General features: G+C 71.3%; 28 protein-coding genes and 2 pseudogenes. 12 read left to right on the plus strand and 18 right to left on the minus strand.

The genetic code is table 11. From position 1 onward, the window contains the following. The first annotated feature begins 14 nt into the window (after positions 1-14). On the plus strand, positions 15-1,049 hold the full coding sequence (locus FS532_RS04955) for a DUF4870 domain-containing protein (RefSeq protein ID WP_144750997.1): 1,035 nt from the start codon (positions 15-17) through the stop codon (positions 1,047-1,049). A gap of 68 nt (positions 1,050-1,117) precedes the next feature. Here the strand turns inward: FS532_RS04955 and FS532_RS04960 are convergent, their stop codons facing one another. Beyond that, positions 1,118-2,098 (minus strand): alpha/beta hydrolase, encoded by a 981-nt coding sequence (locus FS532_RS04960; protein ID WP_144750999.1) that lies wholly within the window; start codon positions 2,096-2,098, stop codon positions 1,118-1,120. A 170-nt stretch (positions 2,099-2,268) separates the two neighbouring features. Between FS532_RS04960 and FS532_RS04965 the strand changes: the two genes are divergently transcribed. After that, positions 2,269-3,825 carry an MFS transporter gene (locus FS532_RS04965; RefSeq protein ID WP_144751001.1) on the plus strand — a complete coding sequence of 519 codons (1,557 nt, stop codon included), beginning with the start codon at positions 2,269-2,271 and terminating at the stop codon, positions 3,823-3,825. An 11-nt stretch (positions 3,826-3,836) separates the two neighbouring features. On the opposite strand, the gene FS532_RS04970 is transcribed toward FS532_RS04965, so the two are convergent. The 3 genes from FS532_RS04970 to FS532_RS04980 all read right to left on the minus strand — a co-directional run bounded on the left by FS532_RS04970 (position 3,837) and on the right by FS532_RS04980 (position 6,526). Next, complete coding sequence (locus FS532_RS04970; protein WP_079237025.1) at positions 3,837-4,070, minus strand: PLDc N-terminal domain-containing protein; 234 nt, start codon at positions 4,068-4,070, stop codon at positions 3,837-3,839. A 111-nt stretch (positions 4,071-4,181) separates the two neighbouring features. Next, complete coding sequence (locus tag FS532_RS04975) at positions 4,182-4,838, minus strand: response regulator (RefSeq protein WP_144751003.1); 657 nt, start codon at positions 4,836-4,838, stop codon at positions 4,182-4,184. Beyond that, positions 4,835-6,526 carry a sensor histidine kinase gene (locus FS532_RS04980; protein ID WP_144751005.1) on the minus strand — a complete coding sequence of 564 codons (1,692 nt, stop codon included), beginning with the start codon at positions 6,524-6,526 and terminating at the stop codon, positions 4,835-4,837. The genes FS532_RS04975 and FS532_RS04980 overlap by 4 nt, the downstream gene beginning before the upstream one ends. Before the next feature lie 153 nt (positions 6,527-6,679). On the opposite strand from FS532_RS04980, the gene FS532_RS04985 reads away from it, so the two are divergent. Continuing rightward, positions 6,680-8,191 carry a CitMHS family transporter gene (locus FS532_RS04985; RefSeq protein WP_144752510.1) on the plus strand — a complete coding sequence of 504 codons (1,512 nt, stop codon included), beginning with the start codon at positions 6,680-6,682 and terminating at the stop codon, positions 8,189-8,191. Positions 8,192-8,243: 52 nt separating this feature from the next. Here the strand turns inward: FS532_RS04985 and FS532_RS04990 are convergent, their stop codons facing one another. Beyond that, positions 8,244-9,872, minus strand: a complete 1,629-nt coding sequence (locus tag FS532_RS04990) for a phospholipase D family protein (RefSeq protein ID WP_186321918.1) — start codon at positions 9,870-9,872, stop codon at positions 8,244-8,246. 58 nt (positions 9,873-9,930) lie between these two features. Between FS532_RS04990 and FS532_RS04995 the strand changes: the two genes are divergently transcribed. Beyond that, on the plus strand, positions 9,931-10,353 hold the full coding sequence (locus FS532_RS04995; RefSeq protein WP_144751007.1) for a hypothetical protein: 423 nt from the start codon (positions 9,931-9,933) through the stop codon (positions 10,351-10,353). Positions 10,354-10,366: 13 nt separating this feature from the next. Here the strand turns inward: FS532_RS04995 and FS532_RS05000 are convergent, their stop codons facing one another. Then, a complete protein-coding gene (locus tag FS532_RS05000; protein WP_440130703.1) occupies positions 10,367-11,053 on the minus strand; it encodes an NUDIX hydrolase in 687 nt (228 codons plus the stop codon). Positions 11,054-11,184: 131 nt separating this feature from the next. Here FS532_RS05000 and FS532_RS18630 point away from each other — a divergent pair, with 131 nt between their 5' ends. Further along, positions 11,185-11,352 (plus strand): hypothetical protein, encoded by a 168-nt coding sequence (locus FS532_RS18630; RefSeq protein ID WP_186321919.1) that lies wholly within the window; start codon positions 11,185-11,187, stop codon positions 11,350-11,352. Between the two features lie 42 nt (positions 11,353-11,394). Here FS532_RS18630 and FS532_RS05005 read toward each other — a convergent pair whose 3' ends face one another. From FS532_RS05005 to FS532_RS05015, 3 genes are read right to left on the minus strand one after another with little or no spacing between them, the layout of a single operon-like run. Beyond that, positions 11,395-11,805: a hypothetical protein gene (locus tag FS532_RS05005; protein ID WP_144751009.1), complete on the minus strand. Its 411-nt coding sequence runs from the start codon at positions 11,803-11,805 to the stop codon at positions 11,395-11,397. Further along, a complete protein-coding gene (locus tag FS532_RS05010; protein WP_144751010.1) occupies positions 11,802-12,476 on the minus strand; it encodes a DUF433 domain-containing protein in 675 nt (224 codons plus the stop codon). Before FS532_RS05010 ends, FS532_RS05005 begins: the two co-directional genes overlap by 4 nt. 33 nt (positions 12,477-12,509) lie before the next feature. Next, entirely contained in the window at positions 12,510-13,106 is a 597-nt protein-coding gene (locus FS532_RS05015) for a TetR/AcrR family transcriptional regulator (protein WP_260852570.1), read from the minus strand. 159 nt (positions 13,107-13,265) lie between these two features. Between FS532_RS05015 and FS532_RS05020 the strand changes: the two genes are divergently transcribed. The 3 genes from FS532_RS05020 to FS532_RS05030 all read left to right on the plus strand — a co-directional run bounded on the left by FS532_RS05020 (position 13,266) and on the right by FS532_RS05030 (position 16,709). Continuing rightward, the gene (locus FS532_RS05020; RefSeq protein ID WP_144751014.1) at positions 13,266-14,633 is read left to right on the plus strand and encodes an MFS transporter; all 1,368 of its coding nucleotides are present in this window, start codon (positions 13,266-13,268) and stop codon (positions 14,631-14,633) included. Between the two features lie 106 nt (positions 14,634-14,739). Beyond that, entirely contained in the window at positions 14,740-15,555 is an 816-nt protein-coding gene (locus FS532_RS05025; protein WP_144751016.1) for a sugar phosphate isomerase/epimerase family protein, read from the plus strand. Next, complete coding sequence (locus FS532_RS05030) at positions 15,552-16,709, plus strand: Gfo/Idh/MocA family protein (RefSeq protein WP_144751018.1); 1,158 nt, start codon at positions 15,552-15,554, stop codon at positions 16,707-16,709. Before FS532_RS05025 ends, FS532_RS05030 begins: the two co-directional genes overlap by 4 nt. A gap of 182 nt (positions 16,710-16,891) precedes the next feature. Here the strand turns inward: FS532_RS05030 and FS532_RS05035 are convergent, their stop codons facing one another. Beyond that, positions 16,892-17,620, minus strand: a complete 729-nt coding sequence (locus tag FS532_RS05035) for an SDR family oxidoreductase (protein WP_144751020.1) — start codon at positions 17,618-17,620, stop codon at positions 16,892-16,894. Positions 17,621-17,712: 92 nt separating this feature from the next. Between FS532_RS05035 and FS532_RS05040 the strand changes: the two genes are divergently transcribed. Continuing rightward, a complete protein-coding gene (locus tag FS532_RS05040; protein WP_144751022.1) occupies positions 17,713-18,579 on the plus strand; it encodes a LysR family transcriptional regulator in 867 nt (288 codons plus the stop codon). A 30-nt stretch (positions 18,580-18,609) separates the two neighbouring features. On the opposite strand, the gene FS532_RS05045 is transcribed toward FS532_RS05040, so the two are convergent. The 8 genes and pseudogenes from FS532_RS05045 to FS532_RS05075 form a co-directional block, all read right to left on the minus strand. Further along, the gene (locus tag FS532_RS05045) at positions 18,610-18,951 is read right to left on the minus strand and encodes a hypothetical protein (RefSeq protein ID WP_144751024.1); all 342 of its coding nucleotides are present in this window, start codon (positions 18,949-18,951) and stop codon (positions 18,610-18,612) included. Continuing rightward, positions 18,948-19,433, minus strand: a complete 486-nt coding sequence (locus FS532_RS05050) for a hypothetical protein (RefSeq protein ID WP_144751026.1) — start codon at positions 19,431-19,433, stop codon at positions 18,948-18,950. Before FS532_RS05050 ends, FS532_RS05045 begins: the two co-directional genes overlap by 4 nt. A 101-nt stretch (positions 19,434-19,534) precedes the next feature. Continuing rightward, positions 19,535-21,436: an alpha/beta hydrolase gene (locus FS532_RS05055; RefSeq protein ID WP_144751028.1), complete on the minus strand. Its 1,902-nt coding sequence runs from the start codon at positions 21,434-21,436 to the stop codon at positions 19,535-19,537. After that, the gene (locus FS532_RS05060) at positions 21,433-21,762 is read right to left on the minus strand and encodes a hypothetical protein (RefSeq protein WP_144751030.1); all 330 of its coding nucleotides are present in this window, start codon (positions 21,760-21,762) and stop codon (positions 21,433-21,435) included. The genes FS532_RS05055 and FS532_RS05060 overlap by 4 nt, the downstream gene beginning before the upstream one ends. Before the next feature lie 75 nt (positions 21,763-21,837). After that, the gene (locus FS532_RS05065) at positions 21,838-22,332 is read right to left on the minus strand and encodes a hypothetical protein (protein WP_144751032.1); all 495 of its coding nucleotides are present in this window, start codon (positions 22,330-22,332) and stop codon (positions 21,838-21,840) included. Positions 22,333-22,364: 32 nt separating this feature from the next. Further along, positions 22,365-22,514: pseudogene (locus tag FS532_RS19005) on the minus strand (DivIVA domain-containing protein); the annotation flags it as partial. Next, a pseudogene (locus FS532_RS19010) lies at positions 22,497-22,619 on the minus strand (DivIVA domain-containing protein); the annotation flags it as partial. The pseudogenes FS532_RS19005 and FS532_RS19010, both read right to left, overlap by 18 nt. A gap of 50 nt (positions 22,620-22,669) precedes the next feature. Next, positions 22,670-23,869, minus strand: a complete 1,200-nt coding sequence (locus FS532_RS05075; RefSeq protein WP_186321920.1) for a glycosyltransferase — start codon at positions 23,867-23,869, stop codon at positions 22,670-22,672. A 72-nt stretch (positions 23,870-23,941) separates the two neighbouring features. On the opposite strand from FS532_RS05075, the gene FS532_RS05080 reads away from it, so the two are divergent. Genes FS532_RS05080 through FS532_RS05090 form a run of 3 tightly spaced genes read left to right on the plus strand, consistent with a single transcriptional unit; the run spans position 23,942 to position 26,707 of the window. Further along, positions 23,942-24,940 carry an NAD-dependent epimerase/dehydratase family protein gene (locus tag FS532_RS05080; RefSeq protein ID WP_144751036.1) on the plus strand — a complete coding sequence of 333 codons (999 nt, stop codon included), beginning with the start codon at positions 23,942-23,944 and terminating at the stop codon, positions 24,938-24,940. After that, on the plus strand, positions 24,933-25,760 hold the full coding sequence (locus FS532_RS05085; RefSeq protein WP_144751038.1) for an MBL fold metallo-hydrolase: 828 nt from the start codon (positions 24,933-24,935) through the stop codon (positions 25,758-25,760). Before FS532_RS05080 ends, FS532_RS05085 begins: the two co-directional genes overlap by 8 nt. Continuing rightward, complete coding sequence (locus FS532_RS05090; RefSeq protein WP_144751040.1) at positions 25,757-26,707, plus strand: 3-oxoacyl-[acyl-carrier-protein] synthase III C-terminal domain-containing protein; 951 nt, start codon at positions 25,757-25,759, stop codon at positions 26,705-26,707. Before FS532_RS05085 ends, FS532_RS05090 begins: the two co-directional genes overlap by 4 nt. Positions 26,708-26,727 lie beyond the last annotated feature (20 nt).

Genomic DNA, 26,727 nt, shown 5'->3' on the forward strand with positions numbered 1-26,727 from the left:
GACATGCTCGTGCCATGACGGACACGGGCCCCTCCGCCGCCGAGACCGCTCGACCGTGGTTGCACGCCCTGCTGGCCGCGGTGGTCGGTGTCGGGACGGCGCACTTCGCCCACGTCTCCGCGTTCCTCGTGTTCTTCACCGGACTGCCCGGGCTCGTGGCACCCCTGGTCGTGCTCGCCGTCAGCGGTGTCGCGCTCGCCCTGGTCGCCGTCGTCGGGACCCGTCGGCGGGCGGCGGCGTGGATCGGACTGACCGCGCTGGTCCTCGTGCCGGCCGTCCTGGTCGCCGACTTCGCCCCCGGCATCGTGGGCGGACGGGGGACCGACGGTGCCTTCGACCTGTCGGCCGGGCCGCTCCCGTACGTCGTCGGGGTGGTGCTGACCGCGGCACCCGCCCTGCTGCTGCACGCCGGGCGAGCCCGATTGGTCGGCCTCACCGTCTCCGGCGCGGGGGTCGTCGCGATCGTCGTGGTCGCCACGGTGGTCGGCGTCAGCGCCCACAGCGGGGTCGTGCAACGCGATCAGCAGGCGATCGCCCGCGCGCAGGTCGCGATCGGTGCCGACTTCCGGCCGGTGACGATCGCTCCGTCCGGCTACGGTTCGATCTTCGAGGCCAACATCGAGAAGCGTCTGCCCGGCTTCCTGCAGGTGTTCTCCTCGCCGGCGTCGAAGGGGCACGCGCCCGGGCAGACCAGCGGCGACGACCTGACCGTCGTCACGGTGGCAGCTGACACGGCCGTCTGCGGTCGCCCGGTCGAGGGAGTCGGGACGGACGGCGCATCGGAACCAGAGACCTCGTGCACCGTCGGCGACGGCTTCACCCACCGGGTGAGTGCCCACGGGCACGAGGTGTCCGCGGTCGTCGGGGACACCCTGGTCGCGGTCAGCGCCCGGACCGAGGTGGACGCCGCGGTACTGGAAGACGCTGTCCGCTCCGCTGAGCCCATCGGTGACGCGGCCTACCGGCACGTGCTGCTCGGCGACGGCGACGAGTACACGGACGAACTCGACGGCAACCGGTGCCCGGTCACCGGAGTGGCCTGCGGCTGACGGGCCGGACCGACCACCGGACTGGAGGCACGGGTCGGGCCCGCCCCGCGCCTCCAGGCCGGTGGTCCCTACGCCTGTACCGGTCCTGCCTGCAGGAGCCGTGTGGTCCAGTCGGCCAGCGCCGCCACGGCGACGCGCGAGACCCGCGCGTCGGGCTGCATGCTCGTGAAGCCGTGGAAGGCGCCGGGCCAGACGTGCAGTTCCGCGTCGCAGCCGGAGGCCCAGAGCCGGCTGGCGAACGCGACGGTCTCGTCGCGGAACACCTCGGCGCTACCGCAGTCGACGTAGGTCTTCGGGAGTCCGCTCAGGTCCACCGCGCGGGCCGGCGCGGCGTACGGCGAGACGGCGTCCGTCCCGCGCCGGTCGCCCAGGTACGCACTCCACCCGGTCCGGACGAAGTCGCGGTCGGCGACACCGACGCCGTCGAACTGCTGCGTCGAGACGGTGGCGTCCCGGTCATCGAGCATCGGCGACACGAGGATCTGCGCGAACACGACAGGACCGCGTCGGTCCCGGGCGAGGAGCGCCGTTCCCGCAGCGAGTCCACCGCCGGCGCTCTGGCCGACGAGCACGATCCGCTCCGGGTCGATCCCGAGCTCGTCCGCGTGCGCGGCGGTCCAGACCAGGGCCGCGTAGCAGTCCTCCACCGGGGTCGGGTCCGGGTGCTCGGGGGCGAGTCGGTAGTCGACGCTGATCAGGACGGCGTCGTGCTCGAGCAGGGGATCGTAGGACTCGAGGTTGCCGAGGTGGTGGCCGAACATCATCCCGCCGCCGTGCATCGCGAGGAAGACCGGTGCGGTGCCGGTCCGACCGGTCCGCTCGATGACGGCGATCGTGATCGGAGCGCCGAGGTGCCCCGGGATGGTCCGTGCGTGGCGTTCGAGGCCGCGTGCGGCGAGCCGGGCGTCGAGCTCGGTCTCGGTGCCGTCGAGCTGGCGCATCCGGGGCAGCATCGCCGGGTCGAACCGGAACGGTCCGCGGGCTTGCAGGGCGTCGAGGAAGCCGCTGAGTTCGGTGTCGAAGGGGGGACGGGACAGGGTGTCGTGCATCGCGCACTCCTGACTGCTCAGAAGTGGCGGACCGGACGGCCCACGTGTCGCCACGACCGGATCGGTCGCGTTTTTCCTTCATCGGCAGCCTAGCCGATCGGCGGTGGGGTACGAACGAGCGCCCGGAGCCTCCGGACCGGACAGCCACCGCGGCCTAGCGTGGCATCGTCATGGCAGCTGAACACCGCAAACCCGTCGAGCCCGATGCGGCTCCGCTCGTCGAGCACCACGCCGCGCACCACGCGGCCACCACCGAAGCGCCCGACGCACCCGAGGCGCCTGCCGGGTCGGCCGACGCCGGCGACCAGCCCGACCCCAACCGCTGGAAAGCGCTCGTCATCTGCCTGCTCGGCGGCGGCATCGTGCTGCTCGACGTCTCGATCGTCAACGTCGCGCTGCAGTCCATCTCGACCGGGCTCCCCGGCGCGACCCCGGAAGCGGTCCAGTGGATCCTGTCCGGGTACGCGCTGTCGTTCGGCCTGCTGCTGGTCCCCGGTGGACGGCTCGGGGACGCCACGGGACGCCGGCGGATGTTCATCGTGGGCGTCGGGCTGTTCACCGTGGCGAGTGCGCTCTGCGGCTTCGCGCCGAACGGCATCGTCCTGGTGATCGCCCGCCTCGTGCAGGGGCTCGCCGGCGGCCTGCTCACCCCGCAGGTCACCGCGCTCATCCAGCAGCTGTTCCGCGGCAAGGAACGCGGCACGGCCTTCGGCCTCTTCGGCGCTACCGTCGGCATCGCCACCGCGATCGGCCCGCTCGTCGGCGGCCTGCTCATCACGGCGTTCGGCACCGAGAACGGCTGGCGCTTCGTCTTCTTCGTGAACCTGCCGGTCGGGCTCGTCACGATCCTGCTGGCCTTCCGGTACCTGCCCGCCGCGAGCCGAGCGGAGCGTGGGAAGCGGCACGACTTCGACCCGGTGGGAATCGTGCTGCTCGGCGCCGCGGTGGTCGCCCTGCTCCTGCCGTTCGTGCAGTCCCAGGTGTGGGAGGGGAACACGAAGTGGTGGCTCGTGGTCGTCGCCGTCGTGCTCGGCGTGCTCTTCGTCCTGTGGGAGCGGCGCTACGGGCGGACGAAGGAGCCGGTGATCGACCTCGCGCTGTTCCGCCGTCGGTCGTTCTCGCTCGGGGTCGGGCTCGCGACGCTGTACTTCGCCGGGTTCACCCCGCTGTTCTTCGTCCTGACGCTCGCGCTGCAGTCCGGGCTGCACTACTCGGCGCTGTTGGCCGGGCTGTCCTCGGTGTCGTTCGCGGTCGGCTCCGGCATCGCGTCGACGATCGGCGGCCGGATCGTGCACCGATTCGGTCGGCAGCTCATCGTGATCGGGACGATCCTCGTGCTCCTCGGGCTCGGTGCCGTGGTGTGGGTCGTCGCGAACCACTACCGGTCCGACCTCGGGTGGTGGCTCGTCGTGCCGTTGCTCGTCGCGGGCATCGGGTCCGGGCTCACGATCTCGCCGAACCAGACACTCACCCTGTCCGAGGTGCCGGTGGCACAGGGCGGCTCGGCGGGCGGACTCATCCAGGTCGGTGCCCGCGTGGGTTCCGCCATCGGGATCGCCGCGGTCGGCAGCGTCTTCTACTCGGTGCTGGCGAGCTCGAAGGGCGACTACGCGCAGGGCCTCCCGCTCGGGCTCGGGGTGTCGCTCGGGTTCGTCGGGGCGGCGTTGCTCGCGGGCATCGTCGACGTGGTCGTCGGGAAGGTGCGGGGCACCGAGGCCACCGTCTGAGCCGAGCGGCCCTAGGCGGCCGGCCCGTTCGAGCGGTTCAGCCGATCGGCGGCACGGCCGAGCAACCAGTTCACGGCCCAGCCGACGACGCCGATGACCGGCACCGCGATGATCACGACGGTCCACACGACCTTGACGACGTCGCTTCGCCGCCGGTCCCGCCAGACCTGCACGAGTGCCAGCACCTCGATCGCCAGGATCACCGCGATCACCAGGACGTGTGCTCCGCTGACGTTGCCCAGCATGTCGTTCTCCCCTCGTCGCCCGTGACGACGACCGTCCGGGCGGCAGCCACGATACGGAGCGCGCTCGCGCCGGTCGTCATCCCCGCGACGGACATCCGCCAGCCGTGCGGATCAACGACGGGTGTACCGGTGCTCCGGACGCCCCGCCGCGCCGTACCGGAGCTGCATCGTCGCGGTCCCGTCCGCGGTGAGCTGCGCCAGGTACCGCTGGGCCGTCGCCCGGGAGACCCCGATGCCCGCCGCGACCTCCGCAGCCGATCGCTCGGCGTCGGCCGACAGCTGCTCGAGCACGAGCGCCGCGGTCGCCGCCCGTGACGGAGAGGCACCCGCAGCGTCGCCGGAGTGCAGGATCCGGAACGCCCGCTCGACGCCCTCCTGGTCGAGGGTCGCCCGCTCGTCCAGGACGTTCCGGGACCGTGCGTACGACCGCAGTCGCTCCGCGAGCAGCGTCGACGGGAACGGCTTGAGCAGGTAGGCCAGGGCACCGCGGCGCATCGCCCGGCGCACCGTGTCCGAGTCCGACGCCGCACTGAGCACGAACGCGTCGGTGTCGACGGAGCGCAGCAGGTCCAGTCCGCTGCCGTCCGGCAGGTACACGTCGACCAACACCAGGTCGACGTGTGTCGACGACAGCACGGATCGTGCGGCCGCGAGCGTGCCGACTGGGTCCAGCGCCCGGAACCCCGCGACCCCGTCGACCTGCCGTCGGTGCAGGTCGGCCACGTGGAAGTCGTCGTCGACGACCAGCACGGTGAACGATGCGGTCACGGGACCACCACTCCTTCGAGCCGGGCGCAGAAGACCGCGCCGTGGTCGTCCCCGCCTGGGGACGCGAGCCAGAGGTCGCCACCGCGTCGTCGGGCGATCTCGCGCGAGAGCGGCAGACCGATCCCCAGGCCGTGCACCTGCGCGGGATCCCGAGGGGCGTCGGTCTCCGGCCTGCCTCGGGCGAAGAGGTCCCCACCAGAGACGACCCCAGGCCCGGAGTCCATCACCGACAGGTGCAGTGCCCCGCGGTCGTCGAGGACCTCGACCTCCACCCACGGGGATGGGTCGTCGCCGCCGAGCGCCGCTGCGACTGCGTTGTCGACGAGGTTCCCGAGCACGGTCGTCACGTCCCCGGGCTCGGTGATCGTCCCCTGCACCAGCGTCTCCGGGCCGATCCGGAGCAGGACGCCGCGCTCGGCCGCCTCGACGCCCTTCGCGCCGAGGAACGCCTGCAGGTACGGCTCGGTCAGCCGATCGGCGTGCTGCACCGGGTAGTGCAGCGGGCCGCGCTCCTGCACGTCGGCCAGGTACGCCCGTGCCCGGTCGGTCTCGCCCGTGTCGAGCAGGCCCGAGATCGCGTGGAGGCGGTTCGCGAACTCGTGCCGCTGGGCACGCAGGGCGGCGCTCATCGAACCGACCGCGTCGAGCCGCCGGGTGAGGGCCTCGACGTCGGTCCGGTCCCGCAGCACGGCGACCCGTCCCAGGTCGCGTCCGTCGCGGTGGACCGCGCGGACGTCGACGAGCAGCACCCGGTGGCCGGCGACGACCGTCGCGCTGGAGGGGACGGACGCGGAACGGTCGAGCAGGTCCGGCAGCGGTGCCGGCAGGGCCAGCGACCCCAGTGCGCGCCCGACCGGCCGGGTCAGGTCGAGCAGGCGCGCGGCTTCGGCGTTGCAGACCGTCACGGTCCCCGACGACGCGATCGCGATCACACCCTCGCCCACGCCGCCAAGGACGGCCTGCTGGTTCTGCACGAGGGTCACGAGGTCCTCCGGCTGCAGCCCGAGGGTGAGCCGGACGAGGCGTCGACGGAGCAGCACCGACGCGATCACCGCGAGCAGCACCGCGACGAGTCCCGCCCCGACGACGGGCACGCTGTCCTCGACGAGCGTGTCGTACACGCGGGCCCGGTTGAAGCCGACGCTCACCTCGCCGACGACGGGCAGCGGACTGGAGGCGCGGCTCGTCGCCGTCCCGCCGGCTGCGGGCGCGCGGACCGGCACCTTCGCCCGCGCCGACTCACCCAGGGTGCCGCGTGCCCAGGACACCGACTCGCGGCCGTCGAGTGCCTCGTCCGGCGAGGTGCTCACCATCTGCCCGATCCGGTCGGCGTCCGGGTGGGCGAGTCGGATCCCGCGGTCGTCCGTGACCACGACGAACAGCGCTCCCGTGCGCTGCTGGGTCGCGCGCGCCGCCTGTTGGACCGGCCCGTCCGCGAGTGCGTCTCGGTCGAGGGAGGTGCCGTCGACGCTGAGCCGGGCGACCTCGGAGCGAAGGTCCTGCTGCGACGCCACGCTCTGCGCGATCGCGAGGGCCGTCCCCTCCGCCGCCCGTTCTAGGCGGCCGACCTCGATCCGGACGAACACGACGCTCGTCAGCCCGATGACCGCGACCACGACGAGGAGCTGCAGCAGGAGCACCTCGGTGGCGAAGCGGAGCCGTGGGCGCCGTGAGCGGTCGTCGGTCACGGGGACAGCGTACGGATCGCGAGCCGACGCTCGTGAGCAGAACGCGCAGAAAGCGGTCAACGCGCGTTGGTGGGCCAACGCGCAGAAGCGAGCCGTGCCTCCAGGCCGGGTCGTAGCGTGCCCGGACTGCTCGACACGGACGAAGGAGTCCCGATGCTCGTCATCCTCGGCTACGCGATGGTCCTGACCTTCATGGTCCTGATCATGACGAAGCGCATGTCACCGGTGCTCGCCCTCATCATCGTGCCCACCGTCTTCGGGCTGTTCGCCGGTGCCGGGCTGGGCCTCGGGGACATGGTGACCAAGGCGATCGGGACGCTCGCGCCCACCGCGGCGCTCCTGATGTTCGCGATCATGTACTTCGGGCTGATGATCGACGTCGGCCTGTTCGACCCGCTCGTCCGGTTCATCCTGCGCGTCACCGGGAACGACCCGGCGAAGATCGTCCTCGGGACGGCGCTCCTGGCGGGTGCGGTGTCGCTCGACGGCGACGGTTCGACGACGTTCATCGTGGTGACGGCGGCGATGCTGCCCATCTACCTGAAGCTCGGGATGAGTCCGGTCGTGATGACCTGCGTGGCGGGACTCACGAACGGGACGCTCAACATCGTGCCGTGGGGCGGACCGACCGCTCGTGCCGCCGCGGCGCTCGGGATCGACCCGACGGACATCTTCGTGCCGCTCGTGCCGTCCCTGGTCGTCGGACTGCTGCTCTGCTTCGGGTTCGCGTGGTCGATGGGACTGCGGGAGCGCAAGCGCCTCGGACTGATCGAGTTCACCACGGCGGCGCGAGGCGGGCGGGTGCCGGCGACGGCCGGTGCGTCCGCGGGCTCGCGTGCGGGGTCCCGGATGCTCGCGGCCGCTGGTGGGACGGGCGGTGGGATGTTCACCAGTCCGACGGTCGCGCTCGGCCTGCGCGGCGGGAAGGCAGACGGGCGCCGCGCGGACGGTGAGGGCGTGGACAGCACGGACCCGGTCGGCTCGGCCGGGTCCGACGGCGCCGGCACGATGGCCGAGACGATGCTCGACCCGAACCGGCCGACGCTCCGACCCGGGCGGATCTGGGTCAACCTCGGGCTGACGGTCGCGGTCATGGTCGCCCTGGTCGTCGGACTGCTGCCGCTCCACTTCGTCTTCATGATCGGTACCGCGATCGCGCTGCTCGTGAACTTCCCGCAGCTCAAGCAGCAGACCGCACAGATCGTCGCGCACGCACCGAGCATCGTCGGCGTGGTCTCGATGGTGTTCGCGGCCGGGGTCCTCATCGGCGTGCTCGACGGCACCGGGATGGTCTCGGCGATGGCCGACTGGCTCGTCGCGGTCATCCCCGACTCGATGGGGCCGTACCTGGCGGGCATCACGGGGCTGCTGAGCATGCCGCTGACGTTCTTCATGAGCAACGACGCGTTCTACTTCGGCATCCTGCCCGTGCTCTCCGAGAGCGCGGCGTCGTTCGGCATCACGCCCGCCGAGATGGCGCGGGCGTCGGTCGTGGGGCAGCCGGTGCACATGCAGAGTCCGCTCGTCCCGGCGATCCTGCTGCTCGTGTCCCTGGCGAACGTGAACCTCGGCGACCACCACAAGAAGGTGCTCTGGCGCGCGGCGGTCGTCGCGGTGGCGATGCTCGCGGTGGCGATCGTGGTGCGGGTGATCCCGTTCGGCTGAGGTCGCGGACGTCGGACGGGAGGCGCGGGGCGGGCCCGCACCGTGCCTCCCGTCAGAAGCGGGTCGAGCCGCGCATCCCGCGGGGCCGGCCGTCGGGGTCGACGGCGATGCGCGCCGCCGGGCGCGCCCACAGGCGCTGCAGCGCCGAGACCGGCTCCGGCTCGTGCTGCCGGATGCGACCGGGCGGACGCGGGCCGAACCTGCCGTCCTCGTCCCAGTGGTCGACCGCGCGGGCGTGCGACCGCCAGAGAGCAAGGAGTTCCGCACCGGACCCGGCGAACCGTTCGTCGTCGGGCGCGGTCGCGAGGTGCTCGGCCCAGAGTTCGTGGCGGAGGTCCCGTGCGAGGGACCGCCCGTCCTCGCTGGTGTCCACGACGGCGCACGTGAGCTCGCTGTCGGACGTCCACGAGCGTCGGTTGAAGTTGTCCGACCCGATCGTGAACCACTCGTCGTCGACGATGCACACCTTCGCGTGGATGTAGATCGGACGGCCCGACTCGTGCTCCAGGTCGAAGACGCCGACCCGGTCCGGGGCCGTCCGGCGCAGCGTGCGCAGCGCGTCGATCTGCCCGAGCCGGCTCGGCGGGCCACTGAGCGCCCCGTCGGAGTTCGGGTACCGCGGCACCAGGACGATCACGTGCAGGTCGGGGTTGCGTTCGAGGGCCTCGGCGATGCCGGTCGCGACCTCGCGCGACCACAGGTACTGGTCCTCGATGTAGAGCAGCGAGCGGGCCCGGGTGAACGCCTTCGCGTACGCGCGGGCGATGCTCCGCTCGCCGAGCGGGGCGAACGGGAACGGCGGGCGCTTGACCCCGTAGGTGCGGAGGAGCTGCACGGCGTGGCTCCCGGCAGCAGGCGGTGCCGGCGTGCGCTCCGGCAACGGCTCGGGACGACGGGGCATGTGGACGAGACGCTGCAGGAGCATCCGGTACGGCAGGCTGCGGTCCAGCGGGAGCGGGTCGTCCCACCGTTCGGCGAACACCGCGAGGACGTCGGCGACCACCGGGCCGCGGAGCTCCATCGACGCGTCGTGCCAGGCCGGGCGCTCGCCGTAGCGGGCGTCGATCGACACGGGCTGCGGATCGCCCTCGTGTGCGGCGTCGTCGCGTCGGCTGTGGCACAGGTCGATGCCGCCGACGAACGCGACGTCGCGGGACGGATCGGCACGGTGCTGGACGACGAAGAACTTCTGGTGGTGCGAACCGAACACCCGGACCCGCTGGTCGAGCAGGACCTCGCCGCCGGCGTCGTTGATCTTCTTTCCGAGCAACTCGTTCGAGCGGGCGCTGATCGACGCGCTGATCCGCTCGCCGTGGGAGCGCCAGATCAGTCCGCGGACCTCGACACCCCGGTGCGCGGAGTCGGCCAGCAGGTCGCCGATCGTCGGGCCGTCGGGCGACAGGCGTTCGTCCGCGTCGCCGCGCCAGTCGGTGAAGAACACGCGGTCGCCGGGCTCGAGGGCGGACAGTTCGGCCTCGATGCGGGCGAAGTAGGGGGCGCCGTGCACGAGTGGACGGACGTGGTTGCCCTCGGACCACGGGGCGGCGTCGCGGCCGGTGTCGCCCTCGGCGTCGGGGGATGCGCTCCCCGCGTCGGTGCTGTCGGTGCCGGCGTGGATGCTCGTGGCGAGGTTGCCGCGTTCCTCCCTGGAGAGGAACCAGTCGCGCGGGTCGGTGGGCACAGTCGAACAGTACGGGACGGTGTGGCAGGGTGTGCGCAGGGCAAGGGGAGGGGACGCTGTGCGGAGGACGATCGGTGCCGGGGCAGGGCTGCTGGTGGTGCTCGTCGCGAGCCTGACCGGCTGCGCGCTGCAGACGAGCTCCTGCCGCGACTACGTCCAGCTCGACACCGAGGAAGCGCGGACCGACGAAGCCGCCCTCGTGGTCGACGCCCGGGTGAGCACGACCGACCGGACCGTGGACGTCGACGGCGTGTACCGGCTGCACGCGGCCACCGTGACCGACGTCCGGAAGGGGACGGCGCCGTCACACACGCTCGACGTGTTCGCACCGACCGACCAGTGCACCACCGGTGGGCAGGCCGTCGAGTACTCCGAGGGCGACCCGCTCGACGAGCCCGGCGTCTACCGGCTGTACCTCCACGAGGAGCGCGACGGGCTGTGGCGGCTCATCGTCCCCGACGCCGTGGAACGGCTCGACTGATCGTCGGGGACAGTCAGGCCCGTCGGCTCGGCAGGGCGATCTCGCGGTGGTCGTCCCACGGTTCCGCCCAACCGAGGCGGTCGAACAGGGCGTCGAGCAGCATCGCAGTGAACCCCCAGACGACGTGCTCGCCCGAGACATCGTCGATCGTGAACGCCGGGCCGCGCCACTCCTGCCCGCCGCGGCGGATGATCGTCACCCCGCGGTGCGTCGGGTCGAGCAGGTCCGCCACCGGTGCGCGGAACACCGCGGCGGACTCAGCTTCGTCGACCACGCGGACGGGAGATGCCTCTCGCCACCATCCGAGGACCGGTGTGACGAGGTGCCGCGAGAACGCGAGCGGCACCGGGGCGATCGTGCCGAGGACGTCCACGCCGGCCGGGTCGAGGCCGGTCTCCTCCTGCGCTTCGCGGAGCGCAGCGGCGACGGCGTCGGTGTCGCCGGGATCGACACGGCCGCCCGGGAACGCGACCTCACCGGGGTGCGCACGGAGCGTGGTGGCACGGGCGAGCAGCAGGACGTCGAGGTCTCGCGTCACCGCTGCGTCGTCGGCGGTGCGGTCGCTCGGGACGTCGTCGAGCTCGCCGAACAGGATGAGGACCGCTGCGTTCCGGGACGCATCGGCCACGGGCATCCCGGTCACGAGCGGCCCGGCGCCCGGTTCGACGAGCGCGGACAGCTGCTGGCGCGCCGAGTTCACGTGGTCAGCCTAGGCGCCGGGTCGTCCACAAGGCGTGCCCCGGGGGATCTCGTCAGGGACGCCACGTACGTTCCGAGTCAGCAGCACCGGGACCACGACGGTCCCGGGCGACCACTGCGAGGGAGCAGACCATGAGCGACACCGACGGCACCGCACCGAAGAACGACTCCGAGGGCACCCCGAAGCCGGACGGCCTCGGCGAGGACGGCACCATCCCCAACGAGCCCGACGGTCTCGCCGCCGGACACGTCGGGGACGACTCGCACTTCAACCCGGAGGAGGACGGCGACGCGGAGTAGCCCTGCGGAGCCCGGCGGCACCGCGCGGACCGAGTGCGCTCGTCAGACGACGTTGAGACGTTTGCGACGGAGCCCCGACTCGCTGAGCGCCATCACGAACGGCGGCTGCACCTGCGCCAGACGGTGGATCGCCCGCTCGTGCCGCAGACACAGGTCGCCCATCTCGGCCGCGGTGAGTTCACCCCGCGCGAACGTGATCACGCGGGCGTCGTGGACGTAGATCGCTTGCGCCTCCAGCGGTCTCGTCGCCACGCGGTGGTCCTTCGCCAGGAGCACGTACCCGGAGCTTGTGCCTTCGGCGATCCACTCCTCGTCGGGCATGCGCTGAGCACGCTCGTCTCCGTACTCCTCGGCAAGCGTCCGTGCGACCCATCCGGCTCCTCTGAGGCGCGCGATGAGGAGCTTCCCACCGACCGAACGGTCGAGGAGGAACCGAGCCTCGTCCACGGTCACGCGGCCTGGAGCAGGAGCGAGCGGAGTTCGACGGGTTCGAGCGCGAAGTCGTCGGCGACGTCGGTCATCGACTCGCCGGCGCGCACTCTGCTCACGACGTCCTCGACACGGACGCCGATCCGAGCGACCGTGGGCTGCCCGGCGTTGCGGCGTGGATCGACGACCACGTCGATGCGCTCGAACGTCGGCAGGCGGAGGAAGTCCACGAACCCCTCGCGGTAGACGATGCTCTGCAGGTACTGGTCGACGACATCGCGGAAGACACCCTGGTGGTTGCGGACGACCACCAGGTCGCGGTCGCCGTTCTCGATCAGGATCTCCGCTCCGTCCGTCCGGAGCTTCTCGCTCAGGAGCGCGTTCTCCAGGCCGATCTCGTGGCGCAGGACTTCGACCGCGGGGCGGATCCGCGCCATCGGGAGACCTGCTCGCCGGAAGGATTCGACGATGTACCCCTCTGCGAGAGCGTTGAACGGCACCGTGAAGCTACGACCCGCCCGCACTCCGGTGAGGATGGGTGCGCTCCAACCCCATGCGCCCTCGCTGCGCTGCTTGAAGCGATGACCGTGTGCCCAGCGAGCGAACGACGTGGACGGTGCGCGCACGATCTGTGCCGCCTCGTTCAAGGAGTAGATCGGCGTCGTGTGCGCGGCGTCCGAGATCGGCGTTTGCATGCAAACAGGATAACGAGGGCGGCGGCGTGCCGGCTACAGCACCCGCTCGAGCAGTCGCAGCGTCCCCGCGATGTCGACGTCCCGGTCGAGCAACCACTGCACCTGGAGCCCGTCGAACGCGGCGATGATGAGCGACGCCACCTGGTCCAGGTCGGCGTCCGTGTGTCGCCCGGAGGCCGCGAGCTCGTCCCGGAGCTGCGTCGCCAGATCGGACCGAGCGGTCGCGAACCGTTCGGCGAAGTAGGACCGCGCGGTCTCGTTGCCCGACTCCACCGAGGCGCCGAGCAGCGTCGTGTAGAGCGTCACGAGGGCCGGCTCGCTGACGTTCCGGTCGGCGACGACCCCGAGCCGGGTGAAGACGCCGGCGGTGTCGCCGAGGGCACGGTTCGATGCGGCGTCACGCTCTCGCAGCACCTCGACGAGCAGGGCCTCGCGCGACGAGAAGTAGTGCCGGAGTGCTGCGTGCGAGACGCCGATCGCCTCGCCGATGGCCCGGAGTGACGCTCCGTCGATGCCTCGTGACGCGACGACGTCGAGGGTCTGGTCGAGGATCTCCTGCCGGCGCTGCACGCCCTTGGCGTAGGGCCCACGCGCACCGGCGCCGCTGCCGGTTCCATCGTTGGAGGTCACCCGGACAAACCTACCGGCAGCCATGACCTGCTGAGGAGCCCTCGAAAAGTACCGCAACAAAAACTTCCAAGTGGAGGTTTCCGGTGCTACAGTCCCGATCACCTAGCAGCACTAGGGATTCAGTGGGCCCCGAAGCCCCCGATGACTCGAGGAGGAGTCATGTCGACACCGACGTCGAAGGAAGAACCGCAGACCGGTCTCGCCGGCACTGCGAACCCGCCGGTCACCGCAGCCGCCGGCGCGACGGGCAGCGACCCCGCAGCCGCATCCCGGGCGTTCTCGGTCGAGGGCATCACCCAGGCCGTCAGTTCCGTCCGCGTCGGTGCCGGCTACATGTGGGCGCTCAGCCTGGCGCAGTTCGGGTTGTTCGCCGCGCTGCTCACACCGGTGTTCGTCGGCATGACGATCAAGGCGACGGCCCTCAACCCGGACAGCCCCGAGACGATCGTCGGGTCGGTCCTGCCGTTCGGCGCACTCGGCGCGCTCTTCGCCAACCCCCTGTTCGGCGCGATCTCGGACCGGACCCGCACGCGGTGGGGCCGTCGGCGGCCGTACATGGTCGGCGGCACCGTGGTGTTCCTCGTCGCCCTCGCGTGGCTGGCGTTCTCACCGAACGTGCTGCAGCTCACCATCGCGTGGGTCCTCGCGCAGGTCGCCGCGAACGCCGTCCTCGCCACGCTGACCGCGAGCTTCGCCGACAACGTGCCCGAGTTCCAGCGCGGCAAGGCATCGAGTGTCATCGCCCTCGCGCAGAACGTCGCGATCCTCGCGGGTCTGTACCTGGCCGTGTACCTCGTCGGCAACCTGCCGCTGCTGTTCATCGCCCCGGGCATCCTGGCGATCGCCGTCATCCTCGTGTACTCGTTCGTGGCCCGCGACGACCTGCCGACCACGCCGATCAAGCCGTTCAGCTGGATCAACCTCATCTCGTCGTTCTGGACGAACCCGATCAAGCACCGCGACTTCGGGCTGGCCTGGTGGGGGCGCTTCCTCATCACCTTCGGCACGTTCATGTTCACGACGTACCGCCTGCTCTACATGCAGGACCGCATCGGTCTCCCGCAGGCCGAGGCAGTCGGTGTCGTCGCGTTCGGTGTGCTGCTCTACACGGTCGCGCTGATGGCCAGTGCGGCGATCTCGGGCTGGGTCTCGGACCGGATCCGACGCCGCAAGGTCTTCGTGTGGGGTTCCACCGCGCTCACGGCGGTCGGCCTGGTGATCCTCGCCCACGTCGACAGCGTCGGTGGCTTCTACTTCGCCGAGATCGTGCTCGGCTTCGCGTACGGCATCTACGCCGCGATCGACACCGCGCTCGTCGTCGACGTGCTCCCCGACCCCGAGCGACCCGGCAAGGACCTCGGTGTCATCAACATCGCGAACGCGCTCCCGCAGTCGCTCGCACCGGCCGTCGGCCTCTTCCTCCTCGGCATCGGCGGCGGGCAGAACTACACGCTCATGCTCTGGGGCGCGGGCGTCGCGGTGCTGCTCGGCGCACTCGTGATCCTCCCCATCAAGTCCGTCAAGTAGCGCGCGTACCCACCCAGCAGCCTGGAGGCGCGACCCGCGTCGACGACGCGCGTCGCGCCTCCAGGCCGGTCACCGCACACAACGCAAGCCCCTGAAAGGACCAGCCATGGCACCCGCCATCTCCCTGCAGCTCTACACGGTGAACGCCGCCCTGGAGCCCGATCTCGACGGCGGCGTCCGCCGCCTCGCCGAGATCGGCTTCGACACCGTCGAGGCGTTCGCGTTCGTGGACCGAGCAGCGCAGCTCAAGTCCGCGTTTGACGCCCACGGCATCGCCGCCAAGACGGGACACGCGTTCCTCGTCGAGGAGACCATCCCGCTGCCCGACGGCACCGTGATGACCGCTCCGTCGCACGCAGAGACGTTCGCCGCCGCGAAGGAACTCGGCCTCGAGATCGTCATCGACCCGTTCGTCGGCCCCGACCACTGGACCACCCGCGAGGGCGTCGAGCGCGTCGCCGCACGTCTCAACGCCGCCGCTGCCGAAGCTGCGGCGCACGGCCTCCGCGTCGGCTACCACAACCACGACCACGAGCTCCGGCCGCAGATCGACGGCACGCCCGCGCTGCAGGTGCTCGCCGGACTGCTCGACCCGGCCGTCGTGCTCGAGCTCGATCTGTACTGGGCATCCGCAGCGGGCATCGACCTCGTCGCGTTCATCGAGGAGCTCGGGGACCGCATCGTCGCCGTGCACGTCAAGGACGGCCCGATGCGCGACGACATCTCCACGGCGTCGATCCCGCAGGACCAGACACCGGCCGGCCAGGGCGACGTCCGGCTCGCCGAAGCACTGCACGCTGCCACTGCGCTCGAGTACGCCGTGATCGAGTTCGACCACTCCGAAGTCGACGTCTTCGACGCCGTGCAGCAGTCCTACGCGTGGCTCGAGGCCACCCTGAACAAGCAGGAGGTGTCCGCATGACCCGCACCGGACGTGTCGGCATCGGCTTCATCGGCGCCGGGATGATCAGCGAGCAGTACCTGGCGAACCTCACCACGTTCCCCGACGTCGAGGTCGTCCGCATCGGCGACATCGACACCGAACGGGCCGCCGCGTCGGCGGCGAAGTGGGGCGTGCCTGCGTCCGGCACCGGCGACGAGGTGCTCGCCGACCCGGACGTCGAGATCGTCATCAACCTCACGCTGCCCGCCACCCACGTCGAGGTCTCGACGCAGGCGCTGCGCGCGGGCAAGCACGTGTGGAGCGAGAAGCCGATCGGTGTCGACCGGGCCTCGGCCGCGTCGCTCGTGGCCCTGGCGGACGAGCTCGGGCTGAAGCTCGGCATCGCGCCCGACACCGTGCTCGGCCCGGGCTGGCAGACCGCCAAGCGCGCCATCGAGTCGGGTGCGATCGGCACCCCGCTGACCGCCGTCACGAGCATGCAGTGGCAGGGGCCGGACGTCTTCCACCCGAACGCGTCGTTCCTCTACGCCAAGGGCGCCGGTCCGCTCTTCGACATCGGCCCGTACTACTTCACCGCGCTCGTGCACCTGCTCGGCCCGATCGAGTCCGTCGTCGCGACGGGGTCGAAGTCCCGGGAGACCCGGCAGCTCGTCGTCGGGCCGAACGCGGGCGACGAGTTCCCCGTCGAGGTCCCGACCCACGTCTCCGTCCTGACCTCGTTCGAGCAGGGCGGCAACGCGCAGTCCCTGCTGTCGTTCGACACCCCGCTGTTCCGGCACGGCGTGTTCGAGGTGAACGGGACCGAGGGCACCATCGTCCTGCCCGATCCGAACACCTTCGGTGGTGGCCACCCGATCCGGATCGCACGACCGATCACCGCCGACGCGACGTTCCCCTTCTCGCAGGACTTCGACGTGCTGCTCGACGAGGAGCCGACGGTCGGCCGTGGCCTCGGCGTGCTCGACATGGCGCGGGCGATCCGTGGCGGCGGCTCGCACATCGCGACCGGCGAGGTCGGGTACCACGTGCTCGACACGATGGTCGCGGTCGAGGAGTCGATCGCCGCCCGCTCGTTCATCGAGGTCGAGTCGACCGTCGCACCGATCGCGTCGCTGCCCGAGGACTTCGACCCGCTGGCTGCGACCCTGGAGGGCGCGACGGCCGCGGTCTGAGCCGACGCTCTCCGTCCTGCGCCGTGGGGACTCTGTACGACACTTCCGCTGTCGTACGACGTCCGCGTTGTCGTCCCGAGCGGCTCGTGACTGTGCGCGTGTGCAACGAACGACGAAGCCGCTGTCGTACGACAGCGGCTTCGTCGTTCCGGGTCAGCCGTCGAGGACTCCGACCCCCTCCGTCACCAGGGGACGACGCCGGCGTCCTCGAAGAAGCCGCCGCGCGGACCGTCATCGGGGAGCGTCGCGAGCCGGATGGCGGTCGCGGCCCCTTGCGCGGCCGTCCGGTCGCCGGCGAAACCGTTGAAGTCGGTCGCAACGAGGCCCGGGCACGCGGCGTTCACGATGATCGGCGTGTCCGCGAACGCGCGGGCGTACTGCGTCGTGATGCCGTTCAGGAACGTCTTCGACGGCGAGTACGCGGCCATCACCGGGCCGGGCTGGCGGCCGAGCGAGCCCATGCTGCTCGACGCGTTCACGATCCGCGGCGCGGGCGAACGGCGGAGCAGCGGCAGCATCGCGTTCGTCACCCGGATGACGCCGTACACGTTGACGTCGACGACCTGCCGGACCATGTCGAGGTCGAGCGTCGTCGGGTCCTGCGTCCACGTGACCGGGTCGAACGGGCCGGAGATCCCGGCGTTGTTCACCAGGACGTCGAGTCGGCCGAAGCGTTCCTCGACGTCGGCCGCGGCAGCGGTCACGCTCGCGTCGTCGGTCACGTCGATGCGGACCCCGTCGGCGTCGATCCCGCTCGCGCGGAGCCGCTCGACTGCGCCGCGGCGCGCGTCGTCGTCGCGGGCGCCCACGAGTACCCGGAGTCCCTGCCGGCCGAGTCCCTCGGCGATCGCGGCGCCGATGCCCTTGTTGCCGCCCGTCACCAGGGCAGTGGTCGTGTTCTCGTTCTGCATGGCTCGATCGTCCGTCCGGAGCTCGCTCGGCGTCCAACACCGATCCGGTCCGCTGTGGTACCCGACGGGTATCGCCGACGTAGGCTCCACCCGTGGACGATGTCGAGACGCGTGAACTCCGGTACTTCGTCGCCGTCGCCGAGGAACTCCACTTCGGCCGTGCGGCGCTCCGGCTCGGGATGGCCCAGCCGCCCCTGTCGCGGGCGATCCGGCAGCTCGAGGAACGCATCGGCGTCCGGCTGTTCGACCGTGATCGTCGCGGCGTGCGCCTGACGCTTGCTGGGGAGGCACTGCTCCGCGAAGCTCCGGCGGCCCTCGACGCCGTCCGGGCAGCGGTTCGCCGCGCACGACGTGCCGGTGCTCCCGAGCGTCGGCTCGTCCTCGCGACGAAGGCCGGGTCGTCGCACGAGTTCCTGCAGGCGCTGCTCGACGCGGCACCCGACGACGTGCCGGTGGAGGTTGTCCTGTGCGAGATCGGGGAGCAGGCCGGACTCCTGCGCGATGGCACCGCCGACATCGCCGTGATGCACCGGCCGTTCGACGACTTCGCCGGAATCGACGCCGTCGACCTGTACTCCGAGCCGCAGGTCGCCATCGTCCCGGCGTCGCACTCGCTCGCTCGGCGACGGTCGCTGACGATGGCCGAGGTCTCGCACGTTCCCGACCTGCCGATGGCCCGGTGGCCGCTCCCGGACTGGACCTACCCGCCCGGACCCGGGCCGGAGGTGCACTCGCAGTCCCAGCTCGCGCAGCTCGTTGCCCTCGGCCGGACGCTCCTGGTCATCCCGCGCTCGAGCCGAGCGTGGCAGTGGCCCGAGCACGTCGCGGTACCCGTGCTCGACGCGCCCCTCGCGACGACGGTGCTCGCGTGGCCAGCAGGCCGGTCGACGCCGTCAGTGGCGCGACTCGTCGAGACGGGGCGGCAGATCGGTGCGGCGGAAGCTGCCGCGAGCGCCTGAGCGTCCGCGCCGGGGTCGCACGCCGCAGTCTCAGACGGCAGTGCTGAGGAGAGCCAGTCCGACGACGAGGCCCAGCCCTTGCAGGATGGAGAGCCCGGCGACGACGATGCCGATGATGCCAGCCATCCGCGCGAGTGGCCGCCGACCGCGCACCGTGTGGAGTGCCATCGCCGTCCAGACGAGCAGTCCGACCTGGACCAGGGCGATCACCGCGAGGAGCCAGATGTGCTCGATCGCACCACCCGCGACCACGGCGGCGACGATGCCGAGCAGGACGGCACCGAGGCCTGGTCCGGCGATCCACCAGCCGCGGGGGCGGTCGAGGCGCTCCTGTTCTGGGGCGAGGTGATCCGCACCCATCTGGGCGCTCACGGAGTTGCCGTTGCCGACGGGTCAGAGACGCCGGGGATGTCGGGTGGTGTGTTCGTGTGCTTCTCGGCGTACTTCTCGCGGTTGAGCTGGTCGACGTCGCCAGGGGTGCAGGGGGTCTGGATCTGCAGGGAGGAGCCGTTCTCATTGGTGCGGAAGCGCACGAAGAAACCGGTTTCCAGCGTGGAGGCCCCGGGGTACCGTAGCTGGACGCCTGGGTAGTCTCCGGTGGTCGCAGACCGATCAGCCGTCCACCCCTTCGCCTCCCAACGAGTCGCCAGGTCGTCGAGCAGCCGGTCGCGGTCGGCGGCGGACGTTCCGGGGCCGAATCGATTCACGACCCAGCGGGCGCCGTCCGAGCCGCATGCACGTGCTGCAGTGTCGGAGGCGAGCCAGGTTCCTCCGACGACGTCCTGGGATGCCTCGGCCTCGGCGTTGATCTCGTCCCACACCTGTTTCGCAGCGCTGTTGTTCGACGCGGCCATACGTGGCTCCTTCGTTGCGAGGTCGCTTGCGCACCCTGTCAGGGCGAGCCCTGCTGCGAGGAGCGCTGCGATGGTGACGAGGCGGCCCGGGCGTTCTCGGATCATGGGATGGCTTTCCCTTCGGGTGTGTACCCGAGGCTCGTACGGGCGGTGTTGTACAGCGAGGTCGTTCCAGCGTCCAGGTAGCCGTGTGTGTCGCTGTCCTCGCCGGCGATCTCGGCCTCGGTACCCGGGGTTGCCGAATGTCCGTCGGAACCAGCGTAGGACTCTCCGCCGATGACGTCGGGATCGGAGGAGAAGGTCCGCGCACCCCAGGACGGATTTCCAGGATTGAGTCGGTGTGTGCTCGGCAGGGTGAGGATCTGGTCTCGCGTTGAGGTGAACGGGTTCCCGGTGTCGATGGGCTGACGTCCGAGGACGTAGCCCAACGGAGTCTCAACGGATCCCCGGCCGATGTTCGCGACGAGGTCGGTGTTGGCCTGCGAAGCCCAGACGTGACCGTTCGGCACCCCGACCGCGTGCACATTCGGCACTCGTCCGTCGACGCCGGCGGAAGCGAGCAGGGTCAGGTTGGCCACGGGCGTCTTCGCCACCGACAGCGTGGCAGTCGTCGTGCCGTAGGAGTGAGCAACGACCGACAGATGGTCCCCGCCGCTCCATCCCCTGGTTCTGGAGACGTCTCCGAGGAATCGGCTGAGGTTCTGAGCGCCCACTTCGGCCTTCGTGGAGGCGAGCACCTCGACGCTCGGCGGCATGTCGGGAGTGTCGTACCCGATCCACGCGACGGTGGCGATGTTCGTACTGGCGTGCGCTTCTTGGGCGGCGTAGCGCTGCTCGTTCAAGAGGTTTTCCGCGCCACCCGTCCAGCCCTGCATGCTCTCGGCGACGGTGTTGCCCATCCCCGGGACGTTGACCGTCACGTTCGTCGCCGTGTCGAGGTCACCGATGGCCACCGCGGCGAGCGGCGGGTGTCCGAGTGTCAGCGACACGATGGTCCGCGGTGCCGCGGCAGTGCCCGCGAGCAGCGTCTTGTCGAGGGCTTCGAGCGATCCCACGATCGCCGACAGCCGCGCGTACTCGGCTCGTTCGGCAGGAGTCAGCTCGTCGTTCCGGAACACCTTGCCGGAGAGCTCTCGGTAGCGCGCCTGCGCCTTCGGGAGCTCGGTGTCGAGCGTGTACTGGTTCGCGCGGCCGCGGTCGGCGTAGAGCACACCCCCGAGGTTCCCGACCACTGTTGAGAGACCGGTCACCAGCGCGGCGCGATCGTCGGCGCCGAGGCCGGTCCACCATGCCTTGACGTCATCGGTCGACGGCGGGTGGTCGAGCAGCCGCTGTGCTTCGCCGGGGTGGTCTGCGGCCCACTTCCGGAGCGCGTCCGGCCCCTGCGCCGCGAGGTCCGCGAGCAGCGGGAGACGTGCGGCATCCCGGAACGCACGAGATGCCGCACCGAAGTCGATCCTGGCGAACGGCGCGGCGAGCATGCTGCCACCGAGCGTCGGGAACAGCCGCGGGGCACCCCCGATCTGTCCGCGGATCGCCTGGGCGAGGTCGTCCTGCGCCGACCGCCAACGAGTGTGCAGTCGACTCGCCCGTGCGTGCAGATCGTCGTTCGCGGCGCGGTACTCGTCCGGGACGGCGTCGTCGCTGTCCGACGCCGCGACGCGCGCGCGGATCTCATCGATGTCGGCCAGCAGGGAGCGACGGGTCCGGCGGATCGTTGTCACGTCGTCGGCGAAGGTCTCGAGCGCCGTCGCCACGGAGCCGGCTGCGGTCGCGAGCCCGTCGGCCGGTCCGGTTGCTGCGCGCATCGCGTGGGACAGGGCATCGGTCGCGCCGGGCGACGAGAGCACGCCGTCGATGCCCCTCCACGTGCGCTGTGCGTCCTGGGCAGCCTGGCGCACTGCACCAGTGGACGTCCGCAAGGCGGTCGCACTGTCGTTCACCGCCCCCGCCGTCGGTGTCACGGTCGGCAGCGCGCTCTCGTCGATGAGTGTCGCGCTCACTGGACGGTCCGCCCGAAACCGCGTCGCGTTCTCGCGGTGGCGTGGTCTGCCATCCCGGCGTCCGCCTCGGCGAACGCGTTCATCGCGCCGGTCGCGGCCGTGATCGCCTTCTCGACGGCACTGACAGCGGTCGTCGCGTCGCCCTGTCGCGCGCCGAGGAAACCCTGCGCAGCCCCGGCGGCGTCCGTTCCCGTGAGCGCTGCGACGACGTCCCGGAGCGCCGCGTCCACATCCGACGCCGCGCGCTGCATGGACGACCCGGCCGTCGCTGCATCTCGGACGATCGCCTCCGACCCGGCGATGTCCACATTCCAACCGTTCCCCATGACACCCCCTCGTACGCAACATACTAACGAACGGGGTTCTCGCTGGATGTTGAGCGACGACGTGCTGTGGAGAACTCAGTCGCCAGCCGTTGCGGGCACAGTCGGGGTACTTGACCGCAGGTCGAACCGGTAACAGGCGCTGTACGCCTGGATGATCGACGCTCCGCCGTCCGCGTTGAACGCGGCGAAGCGGTTCAGGGATCCGGTCCCGACGACTTCGGTTCCGCGGCGGATCTCGGCGTCGAACCCGTTCGCCGTGAGTTCGTCCCGGAACGCGCGCGCGGCGGCACGCTCGTCCGAGATCCCGCTCCCGCGGATCTCACGGGTGATCTGGATGCCGCCCTCGCCGGATGCGGTGCTGCAGGTCCGGAAACGGTTGACCGTCGCCGGACCCCAGGACGCGGGGGCCGCTGCCATCAGTGCGTCGAGTAGGTCCAGCTGTTCGGTGTTCGCCGATTCAGCGGTCATCGCGCGGCCCGGGGTCTGCTGTGCGTCTCCGGGTGCTGCCGTTGCGCAGCCGGTCAACACGACCGCGGCGAGCACCGTCACGACGACGGGCCAGCGCCGCATCGTCTCCACGAGCGTGGTCAGCGAGTGGCGTGCTGGCGGAGCGCGACGACGATCTCGTCGAGGAAGTCGTCGACCTGGTCCTGGTCGTACCCGTCACGCCAGCGAGTGGGGCGGAACCGGGTGTTGACGACGTCCTCCGGGGTGAGCGTGTCGACCGGCCGCCCCTGCTCGTACCCGGCCAAGACCGCCTGGACCCGGTCGAGGAAGTCGTCGACCTCGCCCTGGTCGTAGCCCTCTCGGAACTTCGTCGGCTGGAACCGCTTGGCGGCCACGTCCGTTGCGAGCATGTCGTCCCCCTCGTTGTGCTTGCCAGGACATCCTGGCACGAGGGCGGTGGTCAGCGGGCCGTGACGGATCGGTACACGTCGACGACCGCGTCGGTGCGCTGTTCGATCCGCGACCGTGCGGCGACCATCGCCTCGGACGCCCGGGTGATGGCGTCCGCATCGTCCCGCAGCCGCCGGACCTCGACCGCGATGCCGTCCGCGTCGGGCGTCGGCGTGCAGAAGCCTCCGCCTTCGGGGAGCACCTCGGCGAGGTCGGGATCGCAGTACAGCACCGGGAGCCCGGTGGCGATCGCCTCGAGCATGACCATGGGCTGGTTGTCGAAGTCGAACGAGCTCGAGACGAGCAGGTGGGCCGAGCGCATGGCGGCGAGGACCTCGTGGTGCGGAGCCGAGCCGTGCAGCGTGACGGGTACCCCAGCGGCGGCACGGGTGATCGCCGCTCGCGCGACCCCGTCGCCGTAGACGTCCACGCGCACGCCGTCCGGGAACGCGTGCGCCGCGCGGACCAGGACCTCGGGTCGCTTCTCGGGGGAGAGGCGCCCGACCCACACGATCCGCAGCGGCTCGTCGGATCGGAGCGTGCGGAGCGGGGCCTCGCCGATCGCGTCGAGCACGGACGACTCGATGCCGTTCGTGAGCACGGTCACGGGTGTCCGGACCCCCTGCTCGACGAGCTTCGCCGCGAAGTGGTGGGACGGCACGAGGACGTGATCGCTCGCCCGGGACTGCGCGAGCATCACCCGCCACATCCTCCGAGCCGTGCGGGTGGCCGTGTAGGGCGTGTCACCGGCGACCTGGATCCCGGCGGCACTGACCTGCCGACCGTGCAGCGCGGCGAGCAGGACCGTCGTGACGGCGGGGAGCGGCAGGACGTTCCGGGTGTAGACGTCGATCCGACCGTGCATCGTGTGCACGACCGGGATGCCCAGGTCGTGCGCGGCGCGGATGGCCCCGAGCGCGGCGAACATCTCCGAGTGGGTGTGCACGACGTCGATCCGGCGTGCGGCGAACTCGCGACGGAGCACCTCGCGGAGGCGTTGCGGCGACCAGGCGAACGGGTACCCATCGGGCCGGAACACGCTCGAGACCGGGAGCCCGACGACGCCCGGATCGTCGGACGGACGGGTCAGCGGGCAGAAGACGATCGCTTCGTGTCCGTCCGCTCGGAGGCTCTCGGCCAGGGCCCGGACCGCGGTCTGCACCCCGCCGAGCGTCGGCAGGTAGTAGTCGGTGACGAGAGCGATCCGCACACGGCCGAGCCTAGGGGAGCAGCGGGCGGCCACGGCCGACGGCACCGCCCGGCGGCACCTAGTATCGGTGGGATGGGGGAGAGCGCGCTCGTCACGGGCGCCAGCGGGTTCCTCGGCGGCCACGTCGTCCGGGACCTGCGGGCGCACGGCTACACGGTGACGGCAGCCGGTCGACGAGCCGCTGCACTGCCCGAGGGCGCGACCTTCGTCGGTGACCTCGACGACCTGGGCCGGTTCGACCTCCCCGTCGACGTCGTCGTGCACTGTGCTGCGCTGTCCTCGCCGTGGGGACGGTGGTCGGAGTTCGAGCACGTCAACGTCACCGGGACGGCACGGGCGTTCGAGTACGCCCGTCGGGTTGGTGCCCGGCGGTTCGTGCACGTGTCGTCGCCCGGCATCTACGCGGCACCGCGTGACCGCCTGGCGATCCGGGAGCACGAGGTCGACCCGAGCCGCCCGATGAACCACTACATCCGCTCGAAGCTGCACGCCGAGGCGCTGCTCCGTGCGGCAAGCGGCCACAACAGCCGCAGCGCCCGCACCGACCACAGCAACGGCCCCGAGGTCGTCGTCCTGCGCCCGCGCGGCATCATCGGACCGGGCGACCCCGCACTCGTCCCGCGGCTGCTCCGCGTGCACGAACGTGTCGGCGTCCCGCTCATGCACGGCGGACGGGGCCTCGTCGACCTGACCGCGGTCGAGAACGTGGCGCTCGCCGTCCGGCTCGCGGCCGAGGTGCCCGAGGCGGCCGGACGCGCGTTCAACATCACGAACGGTGACCCGCGGCCGTTCGTCGAGCTGCTCGACCAGCTCCTCACGGGCCTCGGGCTGCCGCTCCGGCACCGGCGGCTGCCGGCGGGTGTCGTCTACGGCATCGCCGGGGTGCTCGAGGCGGTCTGCGGTGTGCTGCCCGCTCGTCCCGAACCACCCGTCACGCGGTACACCGTGTCGACGATCACGCACTCGCAGACCCTCGACATCACCCGGGCGCGCGAGGTGCTGGGCTACGAGCCGATCGTCTCCCTCGACGACAGCCTGGCGAGCTACGAGACCGGAGCCGACCGTGCCTAGCCTCCGCGCCTTCGTCTGCGGCACGACCTCGCACGGCGTGCACCAGCTCCTCCGCGGCGCCCCACGGGAACGGCGCGTCTTCCCCGCGAACGTCTTCCTGTACGAGGACGGCGACCGCCGCGTCCTGTTCGACACGGGCTACGCCCCGCTGCCCTGGCGCACCGGCCCCGCCGGGTGGGCGTACCGACGCCTGCTGCCACCGACCATCCCTCCGGGCGCCAGCATCGGCGAGCAACTCGGAGCGGAAGCAGCGACCGTCACCCACGTCGTCCTGTCCCACCTGCACCCCGACCACATCGGCGGCCTCGCGGCGTTCCCGCACGCCACCGTCGTCGTGACCGAGCCGATGCGACGGACCATGGCGGATCCGACGCTGCGTGCTGGTGTGCTCAAGGCGCTGCTGCCCGCCGGGCTGGAGCCGCGCCTCCAGGCCGTGCCCGACCGGGCCTTCCGACTCGACGAGACCACGGGGCTCCGGACCGCCGACCTGTTCGGTGACGGCACCTACCGACTCGTGGACCTGCCCGGCCACGCCGACGGCCACGTCGGCGCGCTCATCGCGGGCCGTGTCCTGCTGGCGGGCGACGCCGCCTGGGGACGCGACCTGCTCGGACACGAGGCGCGGATCCGCCCGATCCCGCGCGCCGTCGCCCACGATGCGACGGCGCAGGCTGAGACCGCGCGGCTGCTGCTCGACGCCGAACGGACCGGGGTCCGACTGCTGTTCAGCCACGACCACCACCCGTCGGACACCGACCTGCTGCAGGACCAGCGCACCGACGAACAGGGCCAGCGCGCCGACGAAGGGGGACCGTCATGAGGAGCTGCCGGATCAGCGGATGGGGCACGTACCTGCCCGAGACGACGGTCACGTTCCCGTCGAGGTCGGGCACGGTCACCCGGCACCGGATCGCTGACGACGTCTCGCACCTCGACATGCTCGCGACGGCGGCGGAGCGGGCGATCCGGCACGCGGGCATCAGCCCCGACGACGTCGACTGCGTCATCGCCGCGTGCGCCGCCGGCGTCCAGCCGATCCCGTGCACCGCTGCGCTCGTCATGGAGCGGGTCTCGCCGGGTGCCCGCGCTGCCGCGTTCGACGTGAACTCCACGTGCACGAGCTTCATCACCGCGGTCGACGTCGCCTCGCGGTACCTGGCCGACGGTGAGTACGAGCGAATCCTGATCGTGTCCGGCGACGTCGGCACCCGGTTCCTCGACCCCGAGCAGCGGGAGTCCTTCGAGCTGTTCTCGGACGCTGCCGCGGCGGTCGTCCTCACCCGGGTGGAACCGGCCGACGACGGACCCGGCGTCCTCGCGAGCCTGCAGCAGACGTGGCCCGAGCACGCGCACGACACGGAACTGCGGGGCGGTCTGTCCCGGTACCCGGCAGAGGACTACGCCGACGGCGACCCCGCCGACTACCGGTTCGACATGCACGGGCGGCGTGCACTGATGGGGATGCTGAAGGTCCTGCCCGGGTTCTTCGACCGGTTCTTCGCGAAGGCGGGACTCGGACTCGAGGACGTCGACCTCGTCGTCCCGCACCAGGCCAGTGGTGCGCTGGGCATCGCGATGCGGCGGATCGGGATCGCGGCGGGCGGGTACGTGGACGCGGTCGCCGAGTACGGGAACATGGTGTCCTCGTCCGTGCCGTACACACTGGCGCGCTGTCTGGACGACGGGCGGTTGTCGCGGGGCGACACCGTGCTGCTGTGCGGCACGGCCGCGGGCCTCACCGCGAACGCGCTGGCGTTGCGGCTGTAGACGGTACCGACCGTCGGACT

Origin of the sequence: Curtobacterium pusillum (assembly GCF_007673235.1) — a bacterium.
Classification (GTDB): Bacteria; Actinomycetota; Actinomycetes; order Actinomycetales; family Microbacteriaceae; genus Curtobacterium; species Curtobacterium pusillum_C.

Coding starts and splice junctions, on each gene's coding strand:
- FS532_RS04955 (WP_144750997.1), top strand. CDS start 15: ATGACGGACACGGGCCCCTCCGCCGCCGAGACCGCTCGACCGTGGTTG.
- FS532_RS05010 (WP_144751010.1), bottom strand. CDS start 12,476: ATGCAAACGCCGATCTCGGACGCCGCGCACACGACGCCGATCTACTCC.
- FS532_RS05025 (WP_144751016.1), top strand. CDS start 14,740: ATGGCACCCGCCATCTCCCTGCAGCTCTACACGGTGAACGCCGCCCTG.
- FS532_RS04965 (WP_144751001.1), top strand. CDS start 2,269: ATGGCAGCTGAACACCGCAAACCCGTCGAGCCCGATGCGGCTCCGCTC.
- FS532_RS05065 (WP_144751032.1), bottom strand. CDS start 22,332: ATGCGGCGCTGGCCCGTCGTCGTGACGGTGCTCGCCGCGGTCGTGTTG.
- FS532_RS04960 (WP_144750999.1), bottom strand. CDS start 2,098: ATGCACGACACCCTGTCCCGTCCCCCCTTCGACACCGAACTCAGCGGC.
- FS532_RS05090 (WP_144751040.1), top strand. CDS start 25,757: ATGAGGAGCTGCCGGATCAGCGGATGGGGCACGTACCTGCCCGAGACG.
- FS532_RS05050 (WP_144751026.1), bottom strand. CDS start 19,433: ATGGCCGCGTCGAACAACAGCGCTGCGAAACAGGTGTGGGACGAGATC.
- FS532_RS18630 (WP_186321919.1), top strand. CDS start 11,185: ATGAGCGACACCGACGGCACCGCACCGAAGAACGACTCCGAGGGCACC.
- FS532_RS05060 (WP_144751030.1), bottom strand. CDS start 21,762: ATGGGGAACGGTTGGAATGTGGACATCGCCGGGTCGGAGGCGATCGTC.
- FS532_RS04970 (WP_079237025.1), bottom strand. CDS start 4,070: ATGCTGGGCAACGTCAGCGGAGCACACGTCCTGGTGATCGCGGTGATC.
- FS532_RS05080 (WP_144751036.1), top strand. CDS start 23,942: ATGGGGGAGAGCGCGCTCGTCACGGGCGCCAGCGGGTTCCTCGGCGGC.
- FS532_RS05030 (WP_144751018.1), top strand. CDS start 15,552: ATGACCCGCACCGGACGTGTCGGCATCGGCTTCATCGGCGCCGGGATG.
- FS532_RS04985 (WP_144752510.1), top strand. CDS start 6,680: ATGCTCGTCATCCTCGGCTACGCGATGGTCCTGACCTTCATGGTCCTG.
- FS532_RS05035 (WP_144751020.1), bottom strand. CDS start 17,620: ATGCAGAACGAGAACACGACCACTGCCCTGGTGACGGGCGGCAACAAG.
- FS532_RS05020 (WP_144751014.1), top strand. CDS start 13,266: ATGTCGACACCGACGTCGAAGGAAGAACCGCAGACCGGTCTCGCCGGC.